Here is a 24,876-nt window from a genome sequence, read left to right as displayed (position 1 = left end):
GAAACAAAACAAGACATTAGCCGAGCTTTCGCTCGGCTATAATGTGGTTTGGGTTAAAGGCCTACTTTTACCCAACCTGCTGTCCAGTCTGTTTGTGCATCCATCGCACCAATGTAATCTACAGAATCAAAGTAACTATCTAAGCTTGATGAATCAAAGCCATTACCAAGTAATAACGACTCAGCAGTTGGCATATAGCCATTATCTGCAAGCCCAAGGTCAGCGGCTACTTGAACTGAATTGCCTGTTTGTCCTAAGAACCAAGATTCAACATTACCTGTACCAATTGCTTGCGTACCAAAGTTGTTAGCGGTTTCACACGCAACAATTGAGTGAGTAACAGTTAATGTACCGTCCTCTGCTCGCGGCGCTGAATCAGAGCCTACTCGTAAACAGTTTGAATAGTCTGCACCACCTGTAACCACTACGTTTTTAAGCATACCCGCAGTACCTGCACGTAAGCGGATACCATTTACACCCACATTACCAATAATTGTTACATTAGAAATAGTTGGCATTGTTAGTGGCGTTGCACTTGAATCAAACTCAGAGTTATCAGCTTCAATTGCATTGTCGCCCTCAGAGTCTGATTGTTTAATCAATACATATTGCGCTTTACCCGTCCAACCGAATGACCAATCAAGTGAATCATCACCTATGCTTGTTAAAACAAGGTGACTAATATTTGCAGTACCACCAAAAAATTCAACACCATCGTCTAGATTTTCATGAACGTGAATGTAATCTAGCTCAGTCTGACGACCAACACCCGCAAGTGTAATACCGTTAAGTTCATCGCCATTACCCAGCGTTTTACCCGCTTGTTTAACTGCAACATACTTTAGCGTACCTGAATTATCCTCAGGGTCATTACCACCGAACTGGCCTGCGTCACCTTCAGCAGACACGCCACAGTTTGCAAGTTCATCTGCGGTAGCTTCGCCTTCTTGATCGCCACATGAGTTAGCTGGTGCATTACCCAATAATACTAAACCGCCCCATTGACCAATCGTAGTTTCTCCGCCCGTCATATCTTGGATTGACGTCATAGTAATTGGTTGATTTACACTGCCTACCGCTTCAATTTTAGAACCACGGCGAACAACTAAGAAGTCATCACCCGACTCACCAATTAACGTTGTACCAAACTGAACATAAAGTGTTGTGTTGTCAGCGCGGTCATTACCAACGGCTGTACGTCCTTTTAAAATCCAATGCGCATCGTTAGTCAGTGTTACATCAGATGTAAATACAACATCAGAGGTTAATTGATATACAGGTTTGTCTGTAATTGTAGGGAAGCTAGCAGAAACATCTGTTGCAAGTCCTTGTGCTAATGCATTAGCAATATCGTCAGGAAAGCTTGGTGTAATAGCAACTGTCCAACCATCCATCCAATTATTATCGCCATCGAATGCGCCGATGTAATCTGTTTTGGTAAAGAACGAGTCAAGCTCAGATGAATCCCCACCAGCACCTAATAAAGGTGAACCCGATTTTGGTGTAAAGCCGTCTGTCGCTAAATTAAGTGCTGAAGCTGTAAGCGTTAAGTTACCCGTTTGACCTTCAAACCAAGACTGCACATTGCCACTACCAATTGCTTGTGAACCAAAGTTATTATCTTCATTACATGCAACAGCTGAGTTTTCGATAGACAACTCACCCGATTCTGCATTAGCAGCAGAGTCTGAGCCTACACGTAAACAGTTTGAGTAACCTTCAGGGCCCGTTATAACAACATTTCGTAGAACGCCCGCTGTACCTGCACGTAAACGAACACCGTTAGTACCATCAGCACCAACAATTGTTACGTTAGAAATAAGCGGTTTAGTCAATGGTGTCGCATTTGAATCGAATTCTGAGTTATCAGCTTCTATTGCGTTATCACCCTCAACTGAACTTTGTTGAATATAGATATTTTGTGCACGACCCGACCAACCAAATGACCAATCGAATGCATCGTCGCCAATATCAGTTAGTACAATGTTACGAACATTAACTGTGCCACCAAAAAACTCAACACCATCATCTAGGTTTTGGTGAATTTGAATGTATTCAACTTTCGTTTGTGAGCCAACACCTGCAAATGAGATACCGTTAAGTTCATCGCCATTACCCAGCGTTTTACCTGCATGTTTAACAACAATATAACGAAGAACACCTGAGTTATCATCGCTAATATCACCACCAAACTGACCAGCGTCACCTTCAGCTGATACACCACAGTTAGCTAATTCTTCAGCTGTCGTTTCACCGGTTTGATCGCCACACGAGTTAGCAGGTGCATTACCTAATAATACTAAGCCGCCCCATTGACCAATCGTTGTTTCAGCACCTGTTACATCTTGAATAGATGTCATAGTGATTGGCGCAGTTGCATTACCATTGGCATTAATTTGTGAACCACGACGTACAACTAAAAAGTCATCACCTGTTTCACCAATTAGCGTTGTACCCGCTTGAACATATAATATAGTTGCATCTGCACGGTCATTACCAACTGCAGTACGACCATTTAAAATCCAATGTGCATCGTTAGTAAGCGTTACATCTGCTGTGAACGTTGTATCTTCAGTTAAACGGTATACTGGTTTATCTGTAATTGCTGGAAATTCACTAGAAACATCTGATGCTAAGCCTTGTGCGAGCGCGTTATCAATATCAGTAGGGAAGCCGCCATTAATACCGACAGTCCAACCTTCCATCCAGTTAGTTGATCCATCAAAAGCACCAATTTGACCATTTGCGATAAGCGGTGAACCAGCAAGTGGCGTGTAACCGTCATCAGCAAGCATAAGCTCTGCCGGCGTAAGTACTTGGTTACCATCTTGTCCTTCAAACCAAGATTGTACATCGCCACCGTTAATTACTTCACTACCAAAATTATTTGCCGTTGTTTGACACGCCACAATAGAGTTTACAATCGTTAGTGTGCCATCTTCAGCGCGAGGAACTGAATCAGACCCTACACGTAAACAGTTTTCGTAAGTAGCAGGACCCGTTACAAATACATTTTTAAGAGCGCCCGCAGTACCAGCGCGTAGACGAATACCATTATTACCTTCTGCACCGACGATTGTTACGTTAGATATAGTAGGCAGTGTTAATGGCGTGGCGCTTGAATCAAACTCAGAGTTATCCGCTTCAATAGCGTTATCGCCTACGTTAGCAGCTTGTTGAATGTAAACATTAGTAGCCGAACCCGTCCAACCAAAAGACCAATCTAGTGAATCATCACCAATGTTAGTCAGCACTACATTACTTACATTAACCGTACCACCAAAAAACTCGATACCGTCATCCAGGTTTTCATGAACCTGGATATAATCAACCGTAGTTGCAGAGCCAACACCGGCAAATGTAATACCATTTAACTCATCACCATTACCAAGCGTTTTACCTGCTTGCTTAACAAGTACATATTTTAGAGTACCTGAATTATCATCACTAATATTTCCACCGAATTGACCTGCATCACCTTCAGCTGACACACCACAGTTAGCAAGTTCGTCTGCTGTTGCTTCACCTTGTTGGTCTCCACATGAATTTGCAGGTGCATTACCAAGTAATACCAAACCACCCCATTGGCCAATTGCTGTCTCGCTACCCGTAACATCTTGAATTGATGTCATCGTAATAGGCTGGCTTGCAGTGCCTACTGATTCAATTTGTGAACCTCGACGCACAACTAAAAAGTCATCACCTGACTCACCAATAATCGTTGTACCTTGCTGAACATAAAGCGTTGTACTATCTGCGCGGTCATTACCCACAGCAGTACGACCACTCACAATCCAATGTGCATCATTAGTTAATGAAACATCAGCAATCAATGTTGTATCAGCACTTAAGCGATACACTGGTTTATCTGTTATTGCTGGAAATTCACTTGAGACATCCGTTGCTAAGCCTTGAACAAGTGCATTGTCGATATCAGCAGGAAAACCCGTAGTTCCATTTTGAGAATCATCACGCGATGATGTTTCATCTACTGTATCACTGCCACCTTCAACAACATTAGTAACTGTGTCGCCTTCATTTATTGTTGTGTCGCCTTCAGATACAACTAAGTCACCACCACAACCCGCTAATGATATTGCAGTTGCAATCAAACTAACTTTAAATAAGTCAGATAATTTCATTGTTCACTCCGTTAAAGTATTTAATTATTTTGTTAAGTGCTTTAAATAAACTCAAGTCACCTTAAAACATTAAGTAATGCTTTAAGGTCACTTGAGTTATCAGCAGCGCCTACCTTACGGTAGCTATATGACATTACAGTTACACTTTAATAAACATAAGATGACAAAGTTATTTACATAAAATTCAAGTAGTTAATTTATTAAAAACATAAAAAAACCACACTAAAAATAGTGTGGTTTGGATTTGCGATTATGAAATTATATTTAAACGTTATTACTAAAGCTTAAAGCAGTGCCGTTCTTAATGTTTCTGCATGCACTTTCTCGCGCTTTACATATTTAATCCATTGTTGTGCTAAACGCTGTGATTTTTTGTGTTTTTCTGCCTGTTCAAACGCTAAAATAGAGGCATCAAAATTTTGTAAGTTGTACTGAGCCATACCCAAGGCAACAAATGCATTTGATTCAAAATCAAGTGAGCCTTTATCAAGTGCTTTACGCGCTGCGTCGGCCGCTTCCTCGTATTGCTCAGTGTTAACATACACTTCAGCTAAGCGTTGGTCATACTTACCACTGGATGATAAATCAGCTGCTTTTACAAAGTATTCTATTGATTTTTCGTCTTCTTTTGCTTGAATCATCGCCTCAGCTATAAATGCATAGTTTTTAGCGTTTTGCTCTGCGACACCTTCTTTAATCGCTTTACTCATTACAACGCCTGCTTTGTAAGCCAAACCGTTATATAAATACACTTGCGCTAATTGGCGTAGATCAGATTTAGATGTTAAAAAACCTTGCTGGTAAGCCGCCTCAATAATTGCTAGCTGCTTTTTTTCTTGCCCAGTTTCGCCATACATACCCGATAATTGTACCCAGTACTCAGGTTTGTTATAGAGCTTTACCATGCGCTCAAGTACTTCAACAACTTTGTCAGTTTGATTAAGTGAGTAGTACATGGCACGCTGTAGTACTAACCAGTTTTCCTTAGGGGTTTTACCTTCGCTGTCACTTAAAGCAATAACTTGAGATATATACTCAAGCCCTTTTTTATAATCCTTTAACTGATAGTATGTTTGAGCCCTTAACAAGTAATAGCCTTCTGTTTTAGGCTTAGTGTTAATAGTGTCCCAGTCATCTAAAAATGCAATTACCTTTTTGTAATCACTATTAGCCATTGCCAGTTGAGCCAAGCTAAACGTAGTACTTAAACGAAGTGACTCAGGAATGGCTTCCTCTGCTACGACCTTTTCAAACGAAGCTATTGCTTTTGGTAAATCGTTTTCGTTGTAATAAATAAACCCATAAAAGTTATGCATCATCGCAATTTCGTACGAGTTCATGCTTGAAGCTCGCTCTTGAATGCTATCAAGCGCTTCAAGTCCACCTTTAACATAGCCATCATCAGCGAGTTTTTGTGCACGTGCGAGTTGGCTGTAGACCTTTTCGCGTAGCGCTGGTACACGTTTTGTTTTTTGCTCTTGCTCAGCATATGCCGTAGCTACATTTAACCCTGGCATTAGGCTTAGGGCACTTGGTACAACAATACTTGTACTGATCGCAGCAGTACAAAATAGTGTTAATTTTAAAAATTTAGCTGTAGGTAGTAATTTCATAATCGCCTCGCATTTCTGTCCGTTTACTCGTGGTTAATTACTAAATTAACCGCTAATTTGGAAAGATATTTTGTTCTGTACACCCGCAACTTCAACGGCTTCACCATTTACTACGCGCGGTTTATATTTAAATTTAAGGGCTGCATCCATCGCCGCTCTATCAAAGAGTGACTCAGGCTCTGCTTTAACCACTTGTGGGTCTCGCACCGTACCTTGCTTAGTTACTGTAAATTCAACAATAACGTAGCCTTCAATGCCACGTGATAATGCACGGCGCGGATAAACAGGCGCCACTTTAACAATGGGTAAATACTCACCATCACTTGTTTCAAGTGCTAATCCGCCAGACAAATTTACATCTGCATCCACATTGGCGCCAAAGTCGAAGTTATTAGCGTTCGCAGTCGCGTCGCTATTTTGCATTTGCGGCGATTCCATTGGCGGAGGTGGCTCTTTAGGCGTTGGTGGCTTTTGTGGTTTACGTTCTTTTTTTTGCACGCTTTCTTCTTTTTTAAGCCTGACAAAATCAAGTACATTACCCTTGGCGGGTTCACTCATTACACCTTCGCCACCAGTAATAAGTGCCTGCATGCCTAAAAACAACATAAAGGTCACTACACCGGCTATAACTAATGCTACTAAATAACGCATTGCCTGCCCTTATGCTTCTTGAGCCGCAATCGACACATCAAACACACCTGCTGCGCGTGCTGCATCCATTACTTTTATTAAAGTATCTGTTGTTGATTTTTTATCAGCTTGAATAACAACACTACCTTGCGGGTTTTCAGCTTTTAAACGCTCAATATTGGCTTGCACTGCACGTATGTCAATTTGACGTTTGTTAATCCAAATTTCACCCGTGTCAGAAATCGCCACTAATATGTTTGCACGTTCTTTTTTAACAGCTGTTGCTGCTTCAGGGCGGTTTACGTCAATACCCGATTCTTTTACAAACGACGCTGTAACAATAAAGAAAATAAGCATGATAAATACAACATCTAACATAGGTGTCATGTTTATTTCTTCAGCTTCGTCTTCTTGCATTAAATTACCTAAAGGGGCTCTCATTTTTTATTCTCCTAGGATGAACGGCTTTAAATGGGCCGCTTATCAAAATTTTGCTTAATGGTCTAAAACCATGCTGTCTTGTAGTAGCTCTACTTCTCGCTTGGCTTTGCGTTGTAAATACGTTGAGGCAAATACACCCGATAACGCACCTACCATACCCGCCATTGTTGGAATAGTTGCTTTAGATACACCCGATGCCATTGAGCGCGCACTGCCTGTGCCTGTAATTGCCATAACATCAAATACTTCAATCATTCCTGTTACTGTGCCCAATAAGCCAAGTAACGGACATAACGCAACCATTACGTTAATAAGCGGTAAATTAGTATTTAGGCGCATACTTGCACGCGAGATCATCGCTTGGCGAATTTGCTCTGCATTCCAGCTGTTACGCTCACAGCGAGAACTCCATGTGCTTTTAGCGTCTTTTTTATAACCACGAAAACCATTAAAAAAATAAATAAATCGCTCGAGTATCAATAACCACATCGCGAAGATTAACACCCCGATGACCAAGAGAACTTGGCCACCAGTGTCGAGAAAATCACGGATAGCATTGATTGAGTCAATCAATAGCACCATGGCTTATTCTCCTTTCTCACTTCGCTCTGCAATAATACCGGCGCTTTGCTCTTGTAATATAAGCAGTAAACCTTTTGAGCGAGTATTAAGTAGCGTGTAAATAAATACGGTTGGTATTGCAACAACTAAGCCTAATACGGTTGTTACTAGTGCTTGAGAAATACCACCAGCCATTAATTTAGGGTCGCCAGTACCAAATAATGTGATTGCTTGAAAGGTATTGATCATACCGGTTACCGTACCAAGTAAACCTAATAGCGGTGCGACTACTGATATAATTTTGATAAGTGTTAAGTTACGCGTAATTTTTGGCATTTCGCGTAAAATAGCTTCGCTTAATTTAAGTTCGAGTGTGTCGTAAGCAACATTTGGGTAGTCGTCTTTAACTTTCATAACACGACCTAGTGGATTGTCATCTCGCGCTACGCTGTCTTTTAGCTGGCGGCGAATTTTGCCACCAACAAGTAATAGCGATACAAAACGCTCAATCGCAATTAATAATGCAAGTAAACCTACACCTAAAATTACGTAGCCAACAGCGCCACCTTGATGTACTTGCTCTGCAGTATCTGGGGCTTGAACTAGTAAACCTAAAATTGAACCACCCGTTGGGTCAAGTGCAAACTGCACAACACCTGTTTTAGCGTCTTGTAAATCGCCCGCTGTCGATGTGTAACGCGATACTGGTTGGCGAGTTAGTTCGCTTAGTGTATTCGTACCAGGGTTGTATTCTAAATACTTACCGCCCGATACAAGGTTAAAAGCACCTACGCGAACAACTTCTTGCTGTGCTTTATTACCACCTTCCACTATAACCGTTGTATTAAAGCGACTTACTTTACCTTGCTCGGTCATTTCGCGTTGCAGCTCGTACCACACTTTTTCAATATCGTCGATTGAAGCAAGCTTTGATGTTGAACCCATTTTTTGAGCGAGATCGTCCATAAAAGCACTTCGCCCCGGAATTTCTGCCGATACAACCGATGTTGCAAATTTATTGCTTGAATCACCAGCAACTTGCTGAAGAACGCCATATAGTTCTTTAAGTGATCCCATACGCTTTGATAAAGTGTCGGTTAAATTAGCAAGCTTAACTTCGTTTTCTTCAAACTGTGTTTCTAATCGCTCTGACTCACCAAGCATTTGACTGCGTTTTGCTTGTGTATCTTTTAGCATTTGCACTTGTTGGTTTTGACGCGAGGTAAATTCTTGCTCTCGTTGTTTGTTTTGTGCGCTTTGAACCGATTTCCCGTCTTCAATTGATTTAAGTAACGAGTCAAGATTCATTGACTCTGCCGCGATACTATTACCTGTAAAACCTAGGCTTAATGTAAGACTTGCAGCAAAAAGAGCCGTTTTTGTCATTTGAGTAAACAATTTCATTTTTAACCTCTTATTCTGCTGCGTGTACTGGCAGAGTTAACATATCTGGGGCAAGTTGCTTACGCGCTATGCGAAGACCTTTGTTAATTTGGCTTATAGTAGAGTCAGGAAGCGCTACAAACGTTTTTGTGTCTGTATCCCAACTACCTGCTTGCTTGCCATCTCGCGTTAAATAAATAAGCTCTAAACGACCAATGCGTAAAAAGTCTACTTCTCGCTCTTTACCACTAACTTCTAATAGAGCGGTATATGCTTCAATGGTACGCCCGTAATCAACTTCCACTTGATAAGCTTCTAAAACACGGCGAAATTTCTCGCTTGAGGTGATATCAGCGCGATCCATCATGGTTTTTAATGAGGCTAAACGTTTTGCACGCTCATCTTGTAGAAATGGCACGTCGAGTGATACAAACTGCTCAAGGCCTGTGATCATACGCATCATTAAAGGTGTAATTTGACGTTCAATAATAGAAACCTGATCCATTGACAGGTTTAAAGATTCCATCTCTTCTATTTGATTATTTAACTGTTTAGTTAGCTGAGCGTTGTAAACAGCTAAACCGTCAATTTCTTTATTGAGGGTTTTAAACTGCTGTAAACGCCCTTGCATTGAATCTGCAATCTTGTCTATTTTTGTTTGTGATTGCGCAGCTGATTTATTAATTTCACTGCTTTTATCAATAACCTTATCTAAATCGTTTGCGTGTACTGCTGCACTTGCGGCCACAATACCAGCTAAGATTAATGGTTTAACGCCTTTCATCGCATACACCTTTACTCGTTAGTTAGCGGATTTGCTAGTTTGTTTTCTTAGGTCATAAATTTTGTTATATAAATAATTTATGACTTAATAATTTCAATGAGCAGGAGTTTATAGATGAAACATGACAAGGATGTTGCGCAAAAAAGTCGCTTTTATGACAGTGGTAATAATTAAGACTTACGAAGAGGTTTTTAAGATGATAAGAGCATTTGTTAACCAAATGCCCTATAAACAAGCTGGGTTATTTTAAAATTGAATTAATTTGATTAAGGGAATAGTGCCAATCGGTGTAATTTATTTCAATTGGGTATGCTTTATTACCTTTAATAAGCACTAGTGAGGGAAAACCTTGGATTGGTAACGTACGAACGAAAGACAACTCTTCTTTAAGTTCATCATTAAGCTCACTTGATGCTAGCTGCGCAGTAAACTCATTTTTATCTAAGCCAATTTGTTCAGCCAAACTAATTAGCGTACTTTCATCTGACGGGTTTTGCGCATTTAGGTAATAAGCATTTTGAATTGCAGCCACCATTTGAGCTTCTTTATCCGCTTTACGCGCTATAAGTGCGGCTCTACATGCGGGATACGTTGAACGCCTTGGCTGGCAATCGCGCCAAAAGTTATAATTAAATTGCGTACCTAACTGCGCTGAAATTTTATGCCAAGTACCCTCAAGCATCTCTTTCATATTTTGTGGCATTGGGTCTTGGCTATCGGGTGCTAGGCCACCTACTCTATATTCTATTGCCACTTTACCAGCAAGCTCTGATTTTAGCTTAAGCCAGGTTGGTGAGTAACCCCAACACCAGCTACACATTGGGTCATGAACATATATTAATTTACTTTGAGACATATTAATCCTTCAACTAGTTCGAGACGACACTATTACGACCAGCAGCCTTTGCACTATAAAGAGCTTCATCAGCTTGTTTTAACGAATCATCATAATCAGTTACTTTATTTACTTGGGAAATACCAATACTACAGGTGATTGAAATACGCTGCTTGTCATCAGTAAATATAACGTGCCCTGCAACAGCCTCTCGAAATTTGTTTGCTATTACAGTGGCTGTAGAAACAGTAACCTGCGGTAAAATAACAACAAACTCCTCACCGCCATAACGGGCCTTTAACGCAGTTGCCAAAAACTGAGATTCAAGGAGCTTGGTAAATTCAATCAATACCGTATCACCAAAATCGTGACCATGCGTATCGTTTAAAGATTTGAAGTTATCTAAATCAATTAACAAAATTGAAAAAGGTAAGTACTGCTCTGGGCGTGTTTGGGCAAGCTTTAAAAAATGAGAGGTAATAAAGCGTCTGTTTGCCATGCCAGTAAGGGGATCTGTGTACGCATGTTGTTTTTGCTCTAGCGTAATATCGGCAATAGCCATGTGGCTTTTATGTCTAAAATACTCACCAATAAATGAGAATAAAAACACCATAGAAAATGACGCTATAAATCGTGTTTTTTCTACGTCGCCATAGCTAACTTGACCAAAATCAGGGCCGTATAAAATAACAATACAAGAAAACAGTAAAGTAAAACCTAACCAAGCACCTAATCTTACCCCTAAAGATGCAAACGTCACTACAGGATAAAACATTAGCCAATATAGCGCGGTGTTGTCTTTACCACCGGTATAAACAAGTGCAACAAACATCATGCACACAATGCTCATACTTATTAATGCCACTACTTGAAGATTACCCGTTCTTATAAAGTAGATAGAACAGCTTATATTTGTAATGTTAACGATAATTAATGAAGCAGTGAGTATCGGTGAGTAAACCTTATAATTCAAAAACACTAATACAGCAATCACCACAATTGATATCCCAATCATGGTAAATAAAGAAAACGCTTTGCGTTGCATGTCTGAGCTATAAACACTGTCGATATTTATTAGACTGAGCCAGTTTGGTTTATTTACATTTTTTTTAGTCATTAATTTTATACTTTAAACTTTTGAACCATATTTTCTAAGGCACTAAACTGCTGTTTTAGTTTGGTACATTCGTTAAGCGTGTCATTTAAGTTAGCCTTGCCTTGTATAGAAAGCGCACTAATTGTTTGAATATCAGTATCTAATAACTTAACAACTTGGTTTTGCTCATCGGTTGCACTGGCCACAGAATGATTTGCATCGTTAATTTGCTTAATAGCTTGTATAACATGACTCATTAAATTGCCGACGGCATCTGCTTGTTGTACGCTTTTTTCACTGTCTTGAAGGCTTGTTTTCATAAGCTCTACAGCAAGGTTTGAGCCTTTTTGTAACTGGCTCACCGTGTCTTCAATTTCTTGCGTTGATTGTTGAGTGCGGTGTGCTAATTGGCGTACTTCATCTGCTACAACGGCAAAACCGCGTCCTGCCTCTCCTGCTCTAGCGGCTTCTATTGCTGCATTTAGTGCCAATAGATTAGTTTGCTCGCTTACACCTTTAATAACTTCAAGCACTTGCCCAATACTGGCTGTGTGCGTATTTAAACTGTTTATAGTTTGCTGAGCTTTCTCCATATTAGCTGAAAGCTGGTGGATGGTTGTAACACTGTGACTTAATGCTTCTTGGTTTTGTGTTGAGTGCTCATCTGCATTTTTAGCAAGCTGCGATGCACTCTCTGCATTATTTGAAATATCCATTGATGTAGCTGAAAACTGGTTAATAGCCGCTGCAACACTATCGGTTCGTTTACTTTGATCATCATACATAGACAGCGATGAATGTGTTTGTGATACCAAGCTCTCAATTGCTGTATCTAATTGCTCTGTGGACTCTTTTACTTGCTCTATTGAATGCTGAATTTTTTCGATGAAAATATTAAATGAATGGCTTAAGTCGCCAAACTCATCATCATTTTCAACGGTTAAGCGCCTTGTTAAATCGCCTTCGCCTTGTGCTATATCTTTAATGGCATCGTTTAAACGGTTCATAGGCTGCATTAAATAGCGTAATAAAAGCTGCATCATAATAATGATAGTAATGATCCCTATCACCATAAAAACAGCCGCAGTTTGGCCAAAGTTAGAAACGCTGACATACGCTTTATCTTTATCTATGACAACACCTAGGTACCAATCTACGTTTTCAATACCACTGATTTTTGTAAACGAGATAAGCTTAGACTCTCCATTTATCTCGTATTGGGTAAACTCACTTTGCAAGGGCGTATTAGTACCAAAAATGTCTGATGTATTTTTTAAGTTTAACTTAGCATTAGGATGGCTTAACACTTGACCTTTGTTATCGAGTAAAAAACCATAACCGAGACCTAAAAAATCAATATCGTTAATAATTTTAGTCACGGTTTGCATATCAATATCGGCACCTGCAACGCCGCTAAACTGGCCATTTTGTAGCATGGGTACTACCGCTGAAATTGTAAGCTCGTTAGTTGTTACATCAATATAGGGAGTTGTAAAAGCGGTATTTGATTTGTTTTCGACTAATTTGTACCAAGGGCGAGAGGTCGCATCAAAATCAGCAGGTAAAACAACTGATTGATCGTTTAATATAAACGTGCCGCTGGATTTACCGATATACGTATTTTTAAAGCTTCCGGCAAGCTCTGCAGTATTTAATTGTGAAAGGGTGAGTGCTTTAGAATCATTAGCTTTATGGGTTTTAGCAATTGATATAACAATCGCCAACTTTGCATTTAACCAACTCGCTATATTTTGTGAAACAGATTCGGAATTTTGTTGTAATACTAGGCTTAACTGCTGCTCGGTTTGCTTGCGCATCGCAATGTAGTTATTAAAAGTAAATAACCCTAGCACCAAAACCAAAATTAAAGAGGCTGCAATAGTCACTTTGGAAGTGAATTTTAACGAGTTAAGCATATACATCCTTTTTATTATTTATCTTTATTATCCATACAGTTTTAGCAAAAATTTAGCTAAATGTCCTAATAAATAAGGCTTGTGACTAGGTTATTAGATAAAAATAAGGATAAAGGATTAAAAAACAAATGGCTGTAGGGGGTAACTGACTAATATTGAAATAAATTGTGACTCGTATTAATTACTTATGGAACGTTCCTATTAAATGTAGCTTTATAAGTGACTGAATACGTATTCAGTCACTCTTGTATAGTCTGTTATTTCCACTTATTTGCTAAGCGAACAACATTTAATCCGTACCATGCAATAAATACATAACATAGCATTGGAACAAAAAAGCTTTGCTGTATATTTACTGTGTCAGCTATAAACCCTTGCAGTAATGGTACAAGTGCACCACCTACAATAGCTAAGCACAACCAACCAGAACCCTTACTGGTCAATGATCCTAGTCGCTCGATTGCAACTGAAAATATAGTCGGGAACATAATTGAGTTAAATAAACCAATTGCCAATACTGAATATAAAGCGACGTCACCTTGAGTAAAAATGGTGATCAGCAATAGCGCAATAATACTAAATGCATTAAATGCGATCGCCTTAGAAGGCGCTATTTTTTGTAATAATACAGAGCCAATAAAACGCCCTACCATTGCCCCGCCCCAGTAATAACTAATAAGTGCAGCCGCAGTATGCTCTTCAAGTCCTGCTATGTGCGCCTCACCAAAGTAGTTAACTAAAAAGCTGCCAATGGCAACCTCCCCACCTACATAACAAAATATAGCAAGTACACCCATAGTTAAGTGCGGTGCTTGAGTTAATGAACGAGATTCTACTGCAGCATTATTTTCCTCTTTATGGGCTTCAATTTCTGGAAGCTTTATAAAGGCAAATATAATAGCGATAAGTAATAAGGCACCAGCAAGCATTAAATAAGGCACTTTTACAGATTCAGCAGTTGCTGCAGAAGCAGCTAGACTACCTGCTGTACCAAAAAATAATAAACCACCTACATAAGGCCCAACGGTAGTACCAAGCGCATTAAGTGCTTGTGCCAAATTTAAACGAGAAGAAGCTGTTTTTTCGCTCCCAAGAGCAGCAACATAAGGATTGGCAGAAACCTGAAGCACCGTTACACCAGCGGCAAGTACAAATAAAGCGCTCAAAAATAGCCAATATTCATGTACTACAACAGCAGGATAAAACAACATACAGCCAATTGAAGCTACAATTAAACCAGTTAAAATCCCTTTTTTGTAACCAAACTGCTTAACTAAAATCCCCGCAGGGATAGAAACAATAAAATAAGCACCAAAAAAGCAAAACTGTACTAGCATCGCTTCAAAAAAGCTTAAATCAAATACGCCTTTTAATCGTGGTATTAGTACATCATTTAAAACAGTAATAAAACCCCATAAAAAAAATAGGGTCGTCATTGCAGTCAGTGGAAACAGATAATTTTTATTTGGCTGTTCGTTGACCGCGAATGATTGATTTGTATTTATTTCACTCACGTCGTTTTCACTCCATTAACAAGTTGAAAACGATTCTACATGTTTATATATAAATTAGTCAGCGCAACAAAGGAACGTTCCAATTTTATGGCTTACATTGAGTATTTGTCGTATTGATAATACGGTCTATCTCGCCACTATTATGAAACTGATAAAGCCCTTCATTTATGTCCTCTAAGACTAAAAGCCATTTAGGTGTAAGCTTACTAATAGCAAAATATAAAGGGTTGTATTGCAGAGGAATGCTTTCTTGTTCAATGGAAGAAAGCAAAGATTGTTTTTCAGGTTTAGTTAAAGAAGAATAAGTTACAGAGAATTTAAGAACTTGAGGGTCGCCTATAATCAAATCAACACGTTTAGCAACCAGAAGCTGAACAAGCTGTAAATCATCAACAGAGGTAATAACTTCAAACTCAGCATTGTCCATCATGGCATCAAACTCAGGCGTATTTTGATACCCACGAACAACACCAATCTTTTGCCCTTTAAGCGATTTTAAGTTTCCAGTGAAACGGTCTGTATCGCCTTTCCTTTTTAAAAATGCAATTTCGCCACCTTTAAACGAATTAGATAAACCGAGTAATTCTCGACGTGTTTTACCATTAACATAATCGGAGGGGGCTGTATCTTCTATAAAGTATTCAGGCATTAATATATCAGCTTTGCCTAGTTCTACATTTCGTACAGCTCTTGCCCAAGGCAAAAATTCAATATATACGCTGTAGCCCTTACTATTTAATAGAGCAATTGAAAATTGATAAACCCAGCCTTTATTACATAAATTATTACCAATATAAGGAGGCCAATCGAGTGTGGCTAAATGGAGTGTTTGTTTGGGGTTTTTCGCTTCATAGAGCACTCCTGATTTGTGATAATGTCCAGTTAAAACATGTTGAGTACCATTTTGATAATACTCAACTGATGTTTCAGCAAAACAATTACTACTTGTCAGTAATAATATAAAATAAAACCAGCGCATTTTAGTATCTATTTATGATTTATAATGTTTTTAAGTTTAGCCAAAACTAACATTTTTGCACAAATAAACCTTAACTAATCAGCTTTTTTGCCACCTCATTTTATTGTTTGTATCACGAGAGCTAATAATAGTATCGTCACTACTCTCAACGCCGCCTAATTTAGCTAAGCGATCATACAAAACAACATTACAGGTAGCCGCTAAGTTCATGCAGCCAATAGTTGGAATATATACCACTTCATCACACCACTTTAAAACGTCTTTTGGCACAGAGCCATCTTCAGGGCCAAAAACATAGAACGCATTTTCAGGATGCTTAAACTCAGGTAAAGGTGTTGCACCTTCAATAAGCTCAATAACAACAACGGTTGCGCCCTCTGGTTTTACCGCTTCTAAACTATTAGTTTCAGTTAAAGGGATACGCTCAAGTGCGTTCTTAGTATCGGTATGAAACTTTTTAGCGTTTAAGTAACGGTTACCGGTAAAAAACACTTGTTTGGCGTCGTAACAACCTGCTGCACGCAATACACCGCCAACATTAGTCGGGCTTTTAGGATTGATTAAACCAATTACCGCTTGTTGTTTGCTCATTACTCAGCGTCCTTTGTTGGCCACTCTGCAATGTATAAATCAAAGTCGTCTAGCTTTACATCGCAATCTTTGACTGTTTTGTCTTTTACAGAAATACCTAGCTCATGCATCTTTGTTTTATCGCCACTGTTTAATAATGGGTGCCAAGAAGCCAAACCCCGGCCTTCATGTAAACGACGGTAACTGCAGCTTTGTGGCATAAAAAAGATGTCTTTAAGGTTTTCTTTTGTGAGTTTTACACAAGAAGGAACAAGCGTTTGGCGGTTTTCGTATTCGCTACAACCACAGGTGTTGTTATCAAGATACTGACATACAATATTAGTAAATATTAATTGCTCACCTTCGCGTAACTGATCGGTGGCGGTAAATTCGTCTTCATCTTCGCTATCAATAAACGTATTTAAACAACATTTTCCGCATCCATCACAAATGGCTTCCCATTCGTTTTGACTCATGTCGCTTAAGCTTTTTTTAAGCCAAAATTGTGTATTTGCTAATTGTTGATCAAACATAGTTTACTCGTGCCCCCTAAAGAGCGCGCATTCTACCGTATTGCTGTAAATGGCGCAAAGCCAATACCCTTTCAAAGTACAGGCTTTGCGCTACAAATTAGCTTTGAGATTTAACCCAACGCTTAATTTTTTCCTCAAGGATTGGCATTGGCAATGCGCCATCAATTAATATTTGCGTGTGAAACGCTTTAATATCAAATTTATTGCCGAGTTCTTTTTTAGAAAAATCACGTAATTCTTGAATTTTAAATTGCCCTAACTTGTAAGAAAGCGCTTGGCCTGGCCATGCTATGTAGCGCTCTACTTCAGCAATTACATCACTTTTAGCCATAGACGAATTTGCAAGCATGTAGTCTATACCTTGTTGACGCGTCCACCCTTTTGCATGAAAACCAGTATCAAGCACTAAACGCATTGCGCGTAATTGCTCGTCTGATAAACGTCCGTACCACATATAAGGGTCGGTAAATAAACCTAGCTCTTTGCCTAAGCTTTCTGCATAAAGCGCCCAACCTTCTGCAAACACAGTGTAACCACCAAATTTGCGAAAATCAGGTAAGCCCTCTATTTCTTGCTGAAGTGCTATTTGAAAGTGATGGCCCGGGGCTGCTTCGTGAATCGATAAAGTTTCGAGTAAAAATTTAGGCTGCGCTTTCAAGTTATAAGCATTGATATAAAAAATACCAGGGCGAGAGCCATCAGGCGCCGGAGATGCGTATGATGCACCAGCTGCAGACTGCGCTCTGTATGCTTCAACAGCTTTTACAACGTAAGGTGCTTTGGGTGCGATGTTAAAAAGCAGAGGCAAACGTGCGTCTATTTTTTTCTTAACGTTTTCATATGCCGCAATTAACTCCTCGGGCGTGTCGTAGTAAAATTCATCTGAATCGCGTAAATGGTCAAAAAATTCTGATAACTCACCTTTAAAGCCCACGGTTTCTTTTACTTTTTTCATTTCGCTTAAAATACGCGACACTTCACTTAAACCAATGTCATGAATTTCATCTGCAGATAAGCTAAGCGTCGTGTTTTTCTTAATTTGGTATTCGTACCATGCTTTACCGTTTGGTAAGTCACTATAACCAACGCTTTCTCGGCTATTTGCAATATACTGATTAGCTAGAAAGTCACTCATGCTTTTATAAGCTGGTACTAAGTGCTTCATAATCAATTCACGATACTGTGCTGTAACTTTTTGCTTTTGCTGTGCGCTAAACGAGTCTGGTAATTTTTTAATTGGTCCCCAAAATAGTGAGTCTTCGGCATTTTTAACTACATGAGCTGCAAATTGTGGCTGCAGTTTTTCAGCAAGTGGTTTTGGTAACGTAATACCTAGTTTAATGCCTTGCGCCATTGAACGCTCTACACTGGCAAGCCACTTTACAAAACCTTCGCTGCGCGAGATAAAAGCCGTGTAATCTTCAGCGGTATTAAACGGCTGAGCACTTTGACCTGAACCAAAACCTGCAAAGGTGTTATGCGCACCCGCCATTTGGTTAATTGGTAGTAAATAATCAGGAAACTGCATGCCTTCTAATTTAAGTGCAAGGTCGCGCTCTAATATTTCAAAACTTAAAAGCGACTGCCCTGTTAACTGTGCTTTATCTATAAAGTTTAAACGCTGTTGATATTTTTTATAAAAAGCCGCTTTTTTAGCTCTATTTTCTTTTGAAATTACAGGCGTGAATTGATCGTTAAACTCGTTACGACCATTGTACGTTGCGCTGATAGGGCTATATGTAAGCGATTCATCGTAATACTGTGCAACAAGTACATCGAGTTGTTGCTCTGCTGAAAGCTCTGAAACAATACTTGCCGATGCGTTAACGGTATTTAACTGCGAACTGGTATTAGTGTGTGTACTAAGCTCAGTATTCATACAGCCACTTAAAGCAAACATAACGCCACTGGCAACTAATGCTAATTTAATTGATTTCATGATAATCCTTTTTAATATCGTTTTTTGATTATGCGCATTAAGCCTTACTTAATAAAGTAATTACGATAGATTGCGTTCATCGTATTAAATTTGCACTTTTATCTGAGCTTGTTACATTTCTATTAATTCAAATATGATTTAAAAGAAAAATAAAATGAAAAAACAACTACTCAGCACCTCTATTGCCTTACTTTGTTTAACTACTTTTAATGCCCATGCCGTTACATATCTATCGGCTAAAGCCATGGTTAATGTTGAAGATGGCACGCTCGTTAAATCTCCCTTAATTACTATTGATGATGGCGTAATTACAAACATTGAACAAAATAAAAAACCAACGCTGGTTAAAGGTGATAAACATATTCAACTACTTGATTTAACCCTTATGCCAGGTTTAATGGATATGCATGTGCATTTAACAAGCGACCCTACGGTTCCACGCAGTGAACGTTTAGGCCAGTCAGTTCCTAGAATGGCAATTAAAGCGGCTCATTTTGCTAAAAGAACCTTAGAAGCCGGATTTACAACAGTTCGTAATGTTGGCGCAGAAGGTTACAGCGTTATAGCGGTGCGTGACGGCATAAATGCGGGTGACATAGTTGGCCCTCGTATTTGGGCTGCGGGGCCATCACTCGGAATTACCGGCGGGCACTGTGATAACAACCGATTACCTCCTGAGCTAAAATATACTTCAAGTGGCGTCGCAGACGGTCCATGGGCTGCGCGTATAAAAGTACGCGAAAACATTAAATACGGGGCAAACGCTATTAAGTTTTGCGCCACAGGTGGAGTATTTTCAAAAGGGACTAAAGTAGGTGCACAGCAGTATTCTTTTGAAGAAATGAAAGCCATCGTTGATGAAGCCCATATGCGAGATTTACCTGTTGCAGCTCATGCACACGGTACAAGCGGGATTAAAACAGCCATTAAAGCAGGTGTTGATAGCGTAGAGCACGCCAGCTTTTTAGATGACGAAGCCATAGCCCTTGCCAAAGAGCATGGAACTTGGCTTTCTATGGATATTTATAACACCGAATACACTTTGACTTATGGCGAGCAAAATGGTGTTGACGAAGAAAATCTAAATAAAGAACGCCAAGTATCAAAAAGGCAACGTGATAGCTTTAGCCGTGCTGTAAAAGCGGGTGTGAAAATGGTCTTTGGAACGGATGCAGCAATTTACCCGCACGGAGATAATGCAAAACAGTTTAGCCGCATGGTTGAATTTGGCATGACAGAACTACAAGCCATTCAAGCATCCACTATTAATAGCGCTAAGTTATTAAAAATGGATACTCAGTTAGGACAAATTAAAACCGGATTTGCTGCTGATATAATTGCTGTAAAAGCAAACCCTCTTAAAAACATTAAAACCTTAGAGTCAGTACCCTTCGTAATGAAAGCAGGTGTTGTTTATAAAAACCAATTGTAAATACACGCTATTAAGGCTGAGCTTACTTAGCCTTAATAAACCCCTCACCCACCTCAAACATCCTATAAAAGGTACAACGTACCTTTTATAGGCTTAACTTTGTTTGTTAATTATCCGAACAGTTTTATTTAATCAAATAAAATGAACTTTCTATTCACTTTAAAAACAATAACCATTATCATTCGCGCAAATTCAATAACGCGAATAGTTATCACTCTATGAAAACGTTTAAGTACTCTCTTATTACTCTTGCTTGTTTAAATGCAAATATGGCATTTGCCCAAAATACACAAGTTGATGCTGATATTGAACGCATCAGCGTATACGAAAAACAAAACCGCGTTGTGATGAGCTCAGGTCTTGCTACTAAATCAGACATGTCTTTAATGGAAACACCTGCACCGGTTGTTATTATTGACCGTGAACTTATTGAATCTCAAGGTGTAGATAGCCTACAAGATTTAGTTAGAAACGTAAGTGGTTTAACACAAGCAGGTAATAACTACGGTATTGGTGATAACTTAGTAATTCGTGGTTTAGATGCAAACTACACCTACGATGGTATGTATGGTGGTGCAGGCCTGGGTAATACATTTAACCCAACTCGTTCACTTACAAATGTTGAATCTGTTGAGGTTTTAAAAGGCCCAGCAACAGGTTTATATGGCATTGGTAGTGCAGGTGGCGTAATTAACCTAATTGAGAAAAAGCCAGAGTTTGAAGAAAAGCACAAAGTATCGGCTGAGCTTGGCCAGTGGGATAGCTATTCATTATCGTTTGATAGCACTAACGCTATAACAGATGACTTGGCCTATCGTGTAATGGCTAAAACAGCGTCAAGTGACGGCTTTCGCGATTTAAAAGAAGATCGCGACGAAATTTATACTTCGCTTAAATACGTGCTAAACGACAGACAAAACATCATGCTTTCTGCAGCATATATAAAAGATGAAATAGCGGTTGATTCTATTGGTCACCCTATTCGTATTTACAATGCAGAAACTGCAAATGGTTTAAGCGCGGGTGAAGTAACCGGTGCCGATTTAGTAAACGATCCGACAGGAAGCGGCGTACAGTTAAGTGATGCACAACGCGACCAACTTGCTAATTCGCTATCTGCATCTGATGGATTAACACCTTATAGCTTTGGCACAAATGGTATTATTTCACCAATGGCTGATGCTAACGAAGGTGAAGAACTGCGTTTTAAATTAACGCATAACTATTACATTACTGACGATTTGTTTTTAAACCAGCAGCTACAGTACCGTAACTACACATCAAGTTTTGCGCGCCAAACAGGTGCTTATAACTACGTATATTCAACACGCGATGGAATTATTAATAACGACCCTCGTGCTCCATTAGTTGAAGACGGTGTACTTTACCCGTATGCAGCACGTCGCCAAGAATACCGACAAGTAGAAGCAGATGAAAAATCATGGCAGTACTTTTTAGATTTACGTTATGACTTTATGTTAGGCGACGTAGATAACGAATTGCTTGTTAACGCAAACTACGAAGATAGAGATATTCGTTTTAAACAATTCTCAATATGGGATCAAGATTACGTACTCACAAACGATGCTGGTGATGTAACGTACCAAGGTTCATTGCCGTATATTTACGATATAAGAGAACCAAATTGGCCATCTGGCAGCTTTGATGACTTCGATCCACTTAAAACCAGCGACTACAATAAAAAAGTACAAGCATGGGGCTTAGGCATTCAACATGTTGGTTATCTTACTGAAGAGCTTACAACGCGTATTGGTGTAGCATATAACCGAATTGAGCAAACTTACGAGCACTTTGGTGTAGATGAGCGCTATAGCTCAAGCCGCGCAGAGCCAACACCTGAAGCGAGTACATCAGATTCTGGCTTAACGTATAACCTGGGTGCGACGTATCAGCCATCTGAAGATTTATCTGTATTTGTAAATCATTCAAAAGGCCGTACAGCGTATAGTGTATTAGGCTCTGTGGCGGGTAATGAAGCAGACAGAGAAGATTCTGAATCAATCAGTAACGATTTAGGTTTTAGATTTAAAGCGTTTGATGATCAACTACTAGCTTCTATTGTTATATTCGAAAGCTCTCGTACTAATTTAGAATACGCAAATCCGCTTTATGACGCTTTAACATCAGGCTCAAATGTACCTGAAAGCTATTATGATGGTAAAGAAGAAACAACAGGTATTGAACTTGATTTAAACGCTTACTTAAATGATAAATGGAAAGTAAACGTAAACGGTATTTATCAAGATGCACGTGACAAAAGCAATCCTAACAGCAGCAGTTACGACACACGCCAAAAAGGTGTGCCTTACGTAACAGCAAGCACGTGGGTAACTTATTACGCAGATATGTTTAACTTACCTGAAGCTGTAAATATAAGTGGTGGTATTACATTTGTAGATAACAGAAGTACTAATTCGAGTTCGTTCTCGATTCCAGATGGATATGTACCAAGTTACACGATATACGATACAGCTGTATCGTATACAACTGATAAATGGCATATGCAGTTAAACTTAAATAACTTGTTTAACAAAAAATATTACTCAAAAGCAATGTTTTTAGGTGGTATGCCAGGCGAAGAGCGTAATGCAAAACTAAGTTTTAGTTACACACTTTGATAGTTTAGATGATTAAAAAGCACGGTTTGTATTTTTACAAGCCGTGCTTTTTTGCTATGGCGATTTAATTAAATAGTAACCACTATGCGACCGTTAATTTCACCTTTGAGCATATCATCAAAAATTTCGTTAATGTCCTCTAAGCGTTTTTCTTCAATAATCGCTTTTACTTTACCTTGCGCTGCAAATTCCAAGCATTCTTGCAAATCTTTACGTGTACCAACAATAGAGCCCACTACTGACACGCCATTAAGCACAGTATCAAAAATAGGAAGCGGCATATCCTCTGGAGGTAATCCCACTAATACACATTTACCGCCACGGCGTACACTCTTATAAGCTTGTTCAAACCCAGCTTTAGATACCGCAGTACACACAACGCCATGCGCGCCACCTACTTGTTCAAAAATAGCTTCGCTAGGAACAACTTCTTTAAAGTCGAGTGTTATATCTGCGCCAAGCTCTTTAGCAAGCGCGAGTTTTTCTTTACCTGTATCAACAGCTATTACATTAAAACCCATTGCTTTAGCGTACTGTACTGCTAAATGTCCAAGCCCGCCTACACCAACAATAGCAACCCACTGCCCAGGTTTAGCACCAGATACTTTTAATGCTTTATAGGTTGTAACACCTGCACAAAATAATGGAGCAGCTTCAGAAAAGCCTAATCCCTCAGGTATTTTTACAACGTAATCACCGTGAGCCAAACAATATTCTGCATAGCTACCATCAATAGAATAGCCAGTATTATGCTGCGATAAACACAGTGTTTCTTTGCCATCTAGGCAAAACTCACAGTGCCCACATGCACTATAGAGCCAAGGAATACCCACTCTATCGCCAACTTCTAAGTGCTTAATGTTGCTTCCAACTTTATCAATAACACCAACTCCTTCATGCCCTGGAACTAATGGCATTTTTGGCTTTACCGGCCAATCACCATGGCAGGCATGTAAATCGGTGTGGCAAACGCCACAAGCGGCTATTTTTACTAAAACGTCGTTTATTCCAACCTCAGGAATTGGCAGATCTGTTATTTGTAATTTACCTTTGTATTCATTATTAATTGCAGCTTTCATAGTCATTCCATCGTATGTGAAAAAAATTAAAAATAAGGATTTATTTACGTATTGTTGTGTACAACATACCCCAATATAGATGTATAAATATTAATCTAAATCATACTTTAGTCGTTAAAATCAATTTATAAAATGGCTAAGAACTTGCTATCCAAAATGAGCGTGCTAGCATTTACTTTCTGAAATTACTGAAAGTTACTAAGCTATGAGTTTATCCGAAAAGAATTTTGCCTTTGTAATGCATTGTGGTGAGATGGGCAGCCGCTGGGGATTCAATCGTACGATTGGGCAAATGTGTGGTTTGCTGATTATTACTAAAAATCCAATGACAGCCAATGAGATTGCAGATGCGCTTAGTATTTCTCGCGGTAATGTAAGCATGGGTATTAAAGAGTTGCAATCGTGGCAATTAATTAAAGTGCAGCATATTCCTGGCGATCGAAAAGAGTACTACGCCCCTGCTGGCGATATTTGGGATATGGCAAATCGCGTATTTGAAGAACGTAAAAAGCGCGAAATTGAGCCCACCTTAACATTACTACGCGATAACTTATTAGACGAAGCCAGTAACGACGATGAGCTTTATGCACAAAAACAAATGGGGGAAATTCACAACCTACTTGAAACCGTCACTAAATGGTCATCAGAGCTGCAACGCTTAACGCCAGAGCAACTTAATAAGCTGATGAAGCTAGGTTCTGGAATTGGTAAAGTTATTGACTTAAAAGATAAGATATTCAAAAAAGAATAAAGCCGCAATTGCGGCTTTATTTATAGGTATATTTTAATA

The 24,876-nt window shown here is 39.3% G+C and carries 19 protein-coding genes; 3 read left to right on the top strand and 16 right to left on the bottom strand.

The features are described from left to right. Positions 1-53: 53 nt before the first annotated feature. From GQR38_RS14030 to GQR38_RS13960, 15 genes are all read right to left on the bottom strand, one after another. Positions 54-4,142 (bottom strand): hypothetical protein, encoded by a 4,089-nt coding sequence (locus GQR38_RS14030; RefSeq protein WP_165722020.1) that lies wholly within the window; start codon positions 4,140-4,142, stop codon positions 54-56. 284 nt (positions 4,143-4,426) lie between these two features. After that, positions 4,427-5,755, bottom strand: a complete 1,329-nt coding sequence (locus GQR38_RS14025; protein ID WP_165722021.1) for a CDC27 family protein — start codon at positions 5,753-5,755, stop codon at positions 4,427-4,429. Between the two features lie 45 nt (positions 5,756-5,800). Beyond that, positions 5,801-6,406 (bottom strand): energy transducer TonB, encoded by a 606-nt coding sequence (locus GQR38_RS14020; protein WP_024608113.1) that lies wholly within the window; start codon positions 6,404-6,406, stop codon positions 5,801-5,803. A 9-nt stretch (positions 6,407-6,415) separates the two neighbouring features. Next, positions 6,416-6,826, bottom strand: a complete 411-nt coding sequence (locus GQR38_RS14015; protein ID WP_024591042.1) for a biopolymer transporter ExbD — start codon at positions 6,824-6,826, stop codon at positions 6,416-6,418. Between the two features lie 54 nt (positions 6,827-6,880). Continuing rightward, entirely contained in the window at positions 6,881-7,408 is a 528-nt protein-coding gene (locus GQR38_RS14010) for a MotA/TolQ/ExbB proton channel family protein (RefSeq protein WP_024591043.1), read from the bottom strand. A 3-nt stretch (positions 7,409-7,411) separates the two neighbouring features. Beyond that, positions 7,412-8,791: a MotA/TolQ/ExbB proton channel family protein gene (locus GQR38_RS14005; protein ID WP_101163503.1), complete on the bottom strand. Its 1,380-nt coding sequence runs from the start codon at positions 8,789-8,791 to the stop codon at positions 7,412-7,414. Positions 8,792-8,801: 10 nt separating this feature from the next. Next, on the bottom strand, positions 8,802-9,554 hold the full coding sequence (locus tag GQR38_RS14000) for a DUF3450 domain-containing protein (protein ID WP_076924682.1): 753 nt from the start codon (positions 9,552-9,554) through the stop codon (positions 8,802-8,804). Positions 9,555-9,795: 241 nt separating this feature from the next. Then, complete coding sequence (locus GQR38_RS13995) at positions 9,796-10,410, bottom strand: DsbA family protein (protein ID WP_165722022.1); 615 nt, start codon at positions 10,408-10,410, stop codon at positions 9,796-9,798. 13 nt (positions 10,411-10,423) lie between these two features. Then, positions 10,424-11,506 carry a GGDEF domain-containing protein gene (locus GQR38_RS13990; protein ID WP_165722023.1) on the bottom strand — a complete coding sequence of 361 codons (1,083 nt, stop codon included), beginning with the start codon at positions 11,504-11,506 and terminating at the stop codon, positions 10,424-10,426. 5 nt (positions 11,507-11,511) lie between these two features. Beyond that, positions 11,512-13,401, bottom strand: coding sequence for a methyl-accepting chemotaxis protein (locus tag GQR38_RS13985; protein ID WP_024591048.1), 1,890 nt, complete (start codon positions 13,399-13,401; stop codon positions 11,512-11,514). A 257-nt stretch (positions 13,402-13,658) separates the two neighbouring features. Continuing rightward, positions 13,659-14,915 carry a sugar MFS transporter gene (locus GQR38_RS13980; protein ID WP_007583255.1) on the bottom strand — a complete coding sequence of 419 codons (1,257 nt, stop codon included), beginning with the start codon at positions 14,913-14,915 and terminating at the stop codon, positions 13,659-13,661. An 85-nt stretch (positions 14,916-15,000) separates the two neighbouring features. Further along, positions 15,001-15,894 (bottom strand): transporter substrate-binding domain-containing protein, encoded by an 894-nt coding sequence (locus GQR38_RS13975; protein WP_165722024.1) that lies wholly within the window; start codon positions 15,892-15,894, stop codon positions 15,001-15,003. 78 nt (positions 15,895-15,972) lie between these two features. Then, complete coding sequence (locus GQR38_RS13970) at positions 15,973-16,485, bottom strand: RNA methyltransferase (RefSeq protein WP_007583259.1); 513 nt, start codon at positions 16,483-16,485, stop codon at positions 15,973-15,975. Beyond that, entirely contained in the window at positions 16,485-16,997 is a 513-nt protein-coding gene (locus tag GQR38_RS13965; RefSeq protein WP_024591051.1) for a YcgN family cysteine cluster protein, read from the bottom strand. The genes GQR38_RS13970 and GQR38_RS13965 overlap by 1 nt, the downstream gene beginning before the upstream one ends. 97 nt (positions 16,998-17,094) lie before the next feature. After that, positions 17,095-18,936 (bottom strand): DUF885 domain-containing protein, encoded by a 1,842-nt coding sequence (locus GQR38_RS13960; RefSeq protein WP_165722025.1) that lies wholly within the window; start codon positions 18,934-18,936, stop codon positions 17,095-17,097. A 154-nt stretch (positions 18,937-19,090) separates the two neighbouring features. Here GQR38_RS13960 and GQR38_RS13955 point away from each other — a divergent pair, with 154 nt between their 5' ends. Beyond that, positions 19,091-20,368: an amidohydrolase family protein gene (locus tag GQR38_RS13955; RefSeq protein ID WP_165722026.1), complete on the top strand. Its 1,278-nt coding sequence runs from the start codon at positions 19,091-19,093 to the stop codon at positions 20,366-20,368. Between the two features lie 218 nt (positions 20,369-20,586). Then, positions 20,587-23,007, top strand: a complete 2,421-nt coding sequence (locus GQR38_RS13950) for a TonB-dependent receptor (protein WP_165722027.1) — start codon at positions 20,587-20,589, stop codon at positions 23,005-23,007. Positions 23,008-23,075: 68 nt separating this feature from the next. On the opposite strand, the gene adhP is transcribed toward GQR38_RS13950, so the two are convergent. Then, positions 23,076-24,086 (bottom strand): alcohol dehydrogenase AdhP, encoded by a 1,011-nt coding sequence (adhP, locus tag GQR38_RS13945; RefSeq protein ID WP_007583268.1) that lies wholly within the window; start codon positions 24,084-24,086, stop codon positions 23,076-23,078. Positions 24,087-24,291: 205 nt separating this feature from the next. On the opposite strand from adhP, the gene GQR38_RS13940 reads away from it, so the two are divergent. Further along, complete coding sequence (locus tag GQR38_RS13940; protein WP_010552940.1) at positions 24,292-24,837, top strand: MarR family transcriptional regulator; 546 nt, start codon at positions 24,292-24,294, stop codon at positions 24,835-24,837. Positions 24,838-24,876: the final 39 nt, after the last annotated feature.

This window comes from Pseudoalteromonas sp. c7(2019) (genome assembly GCF_011378625.1).
Taxonomy (GTDB): domain Bacteria; phylum Pseudomonadota; class Gammaproteobacteria; order Enterobacterales; family Alteromonadaceae; genus Pseudoalteromonas; species Pseudoalteromonas arctica.
Note: the sequence above shows the minus strand (reverse complement) of the source record. Positions and strands in the feature narration are given on the sequence as shown.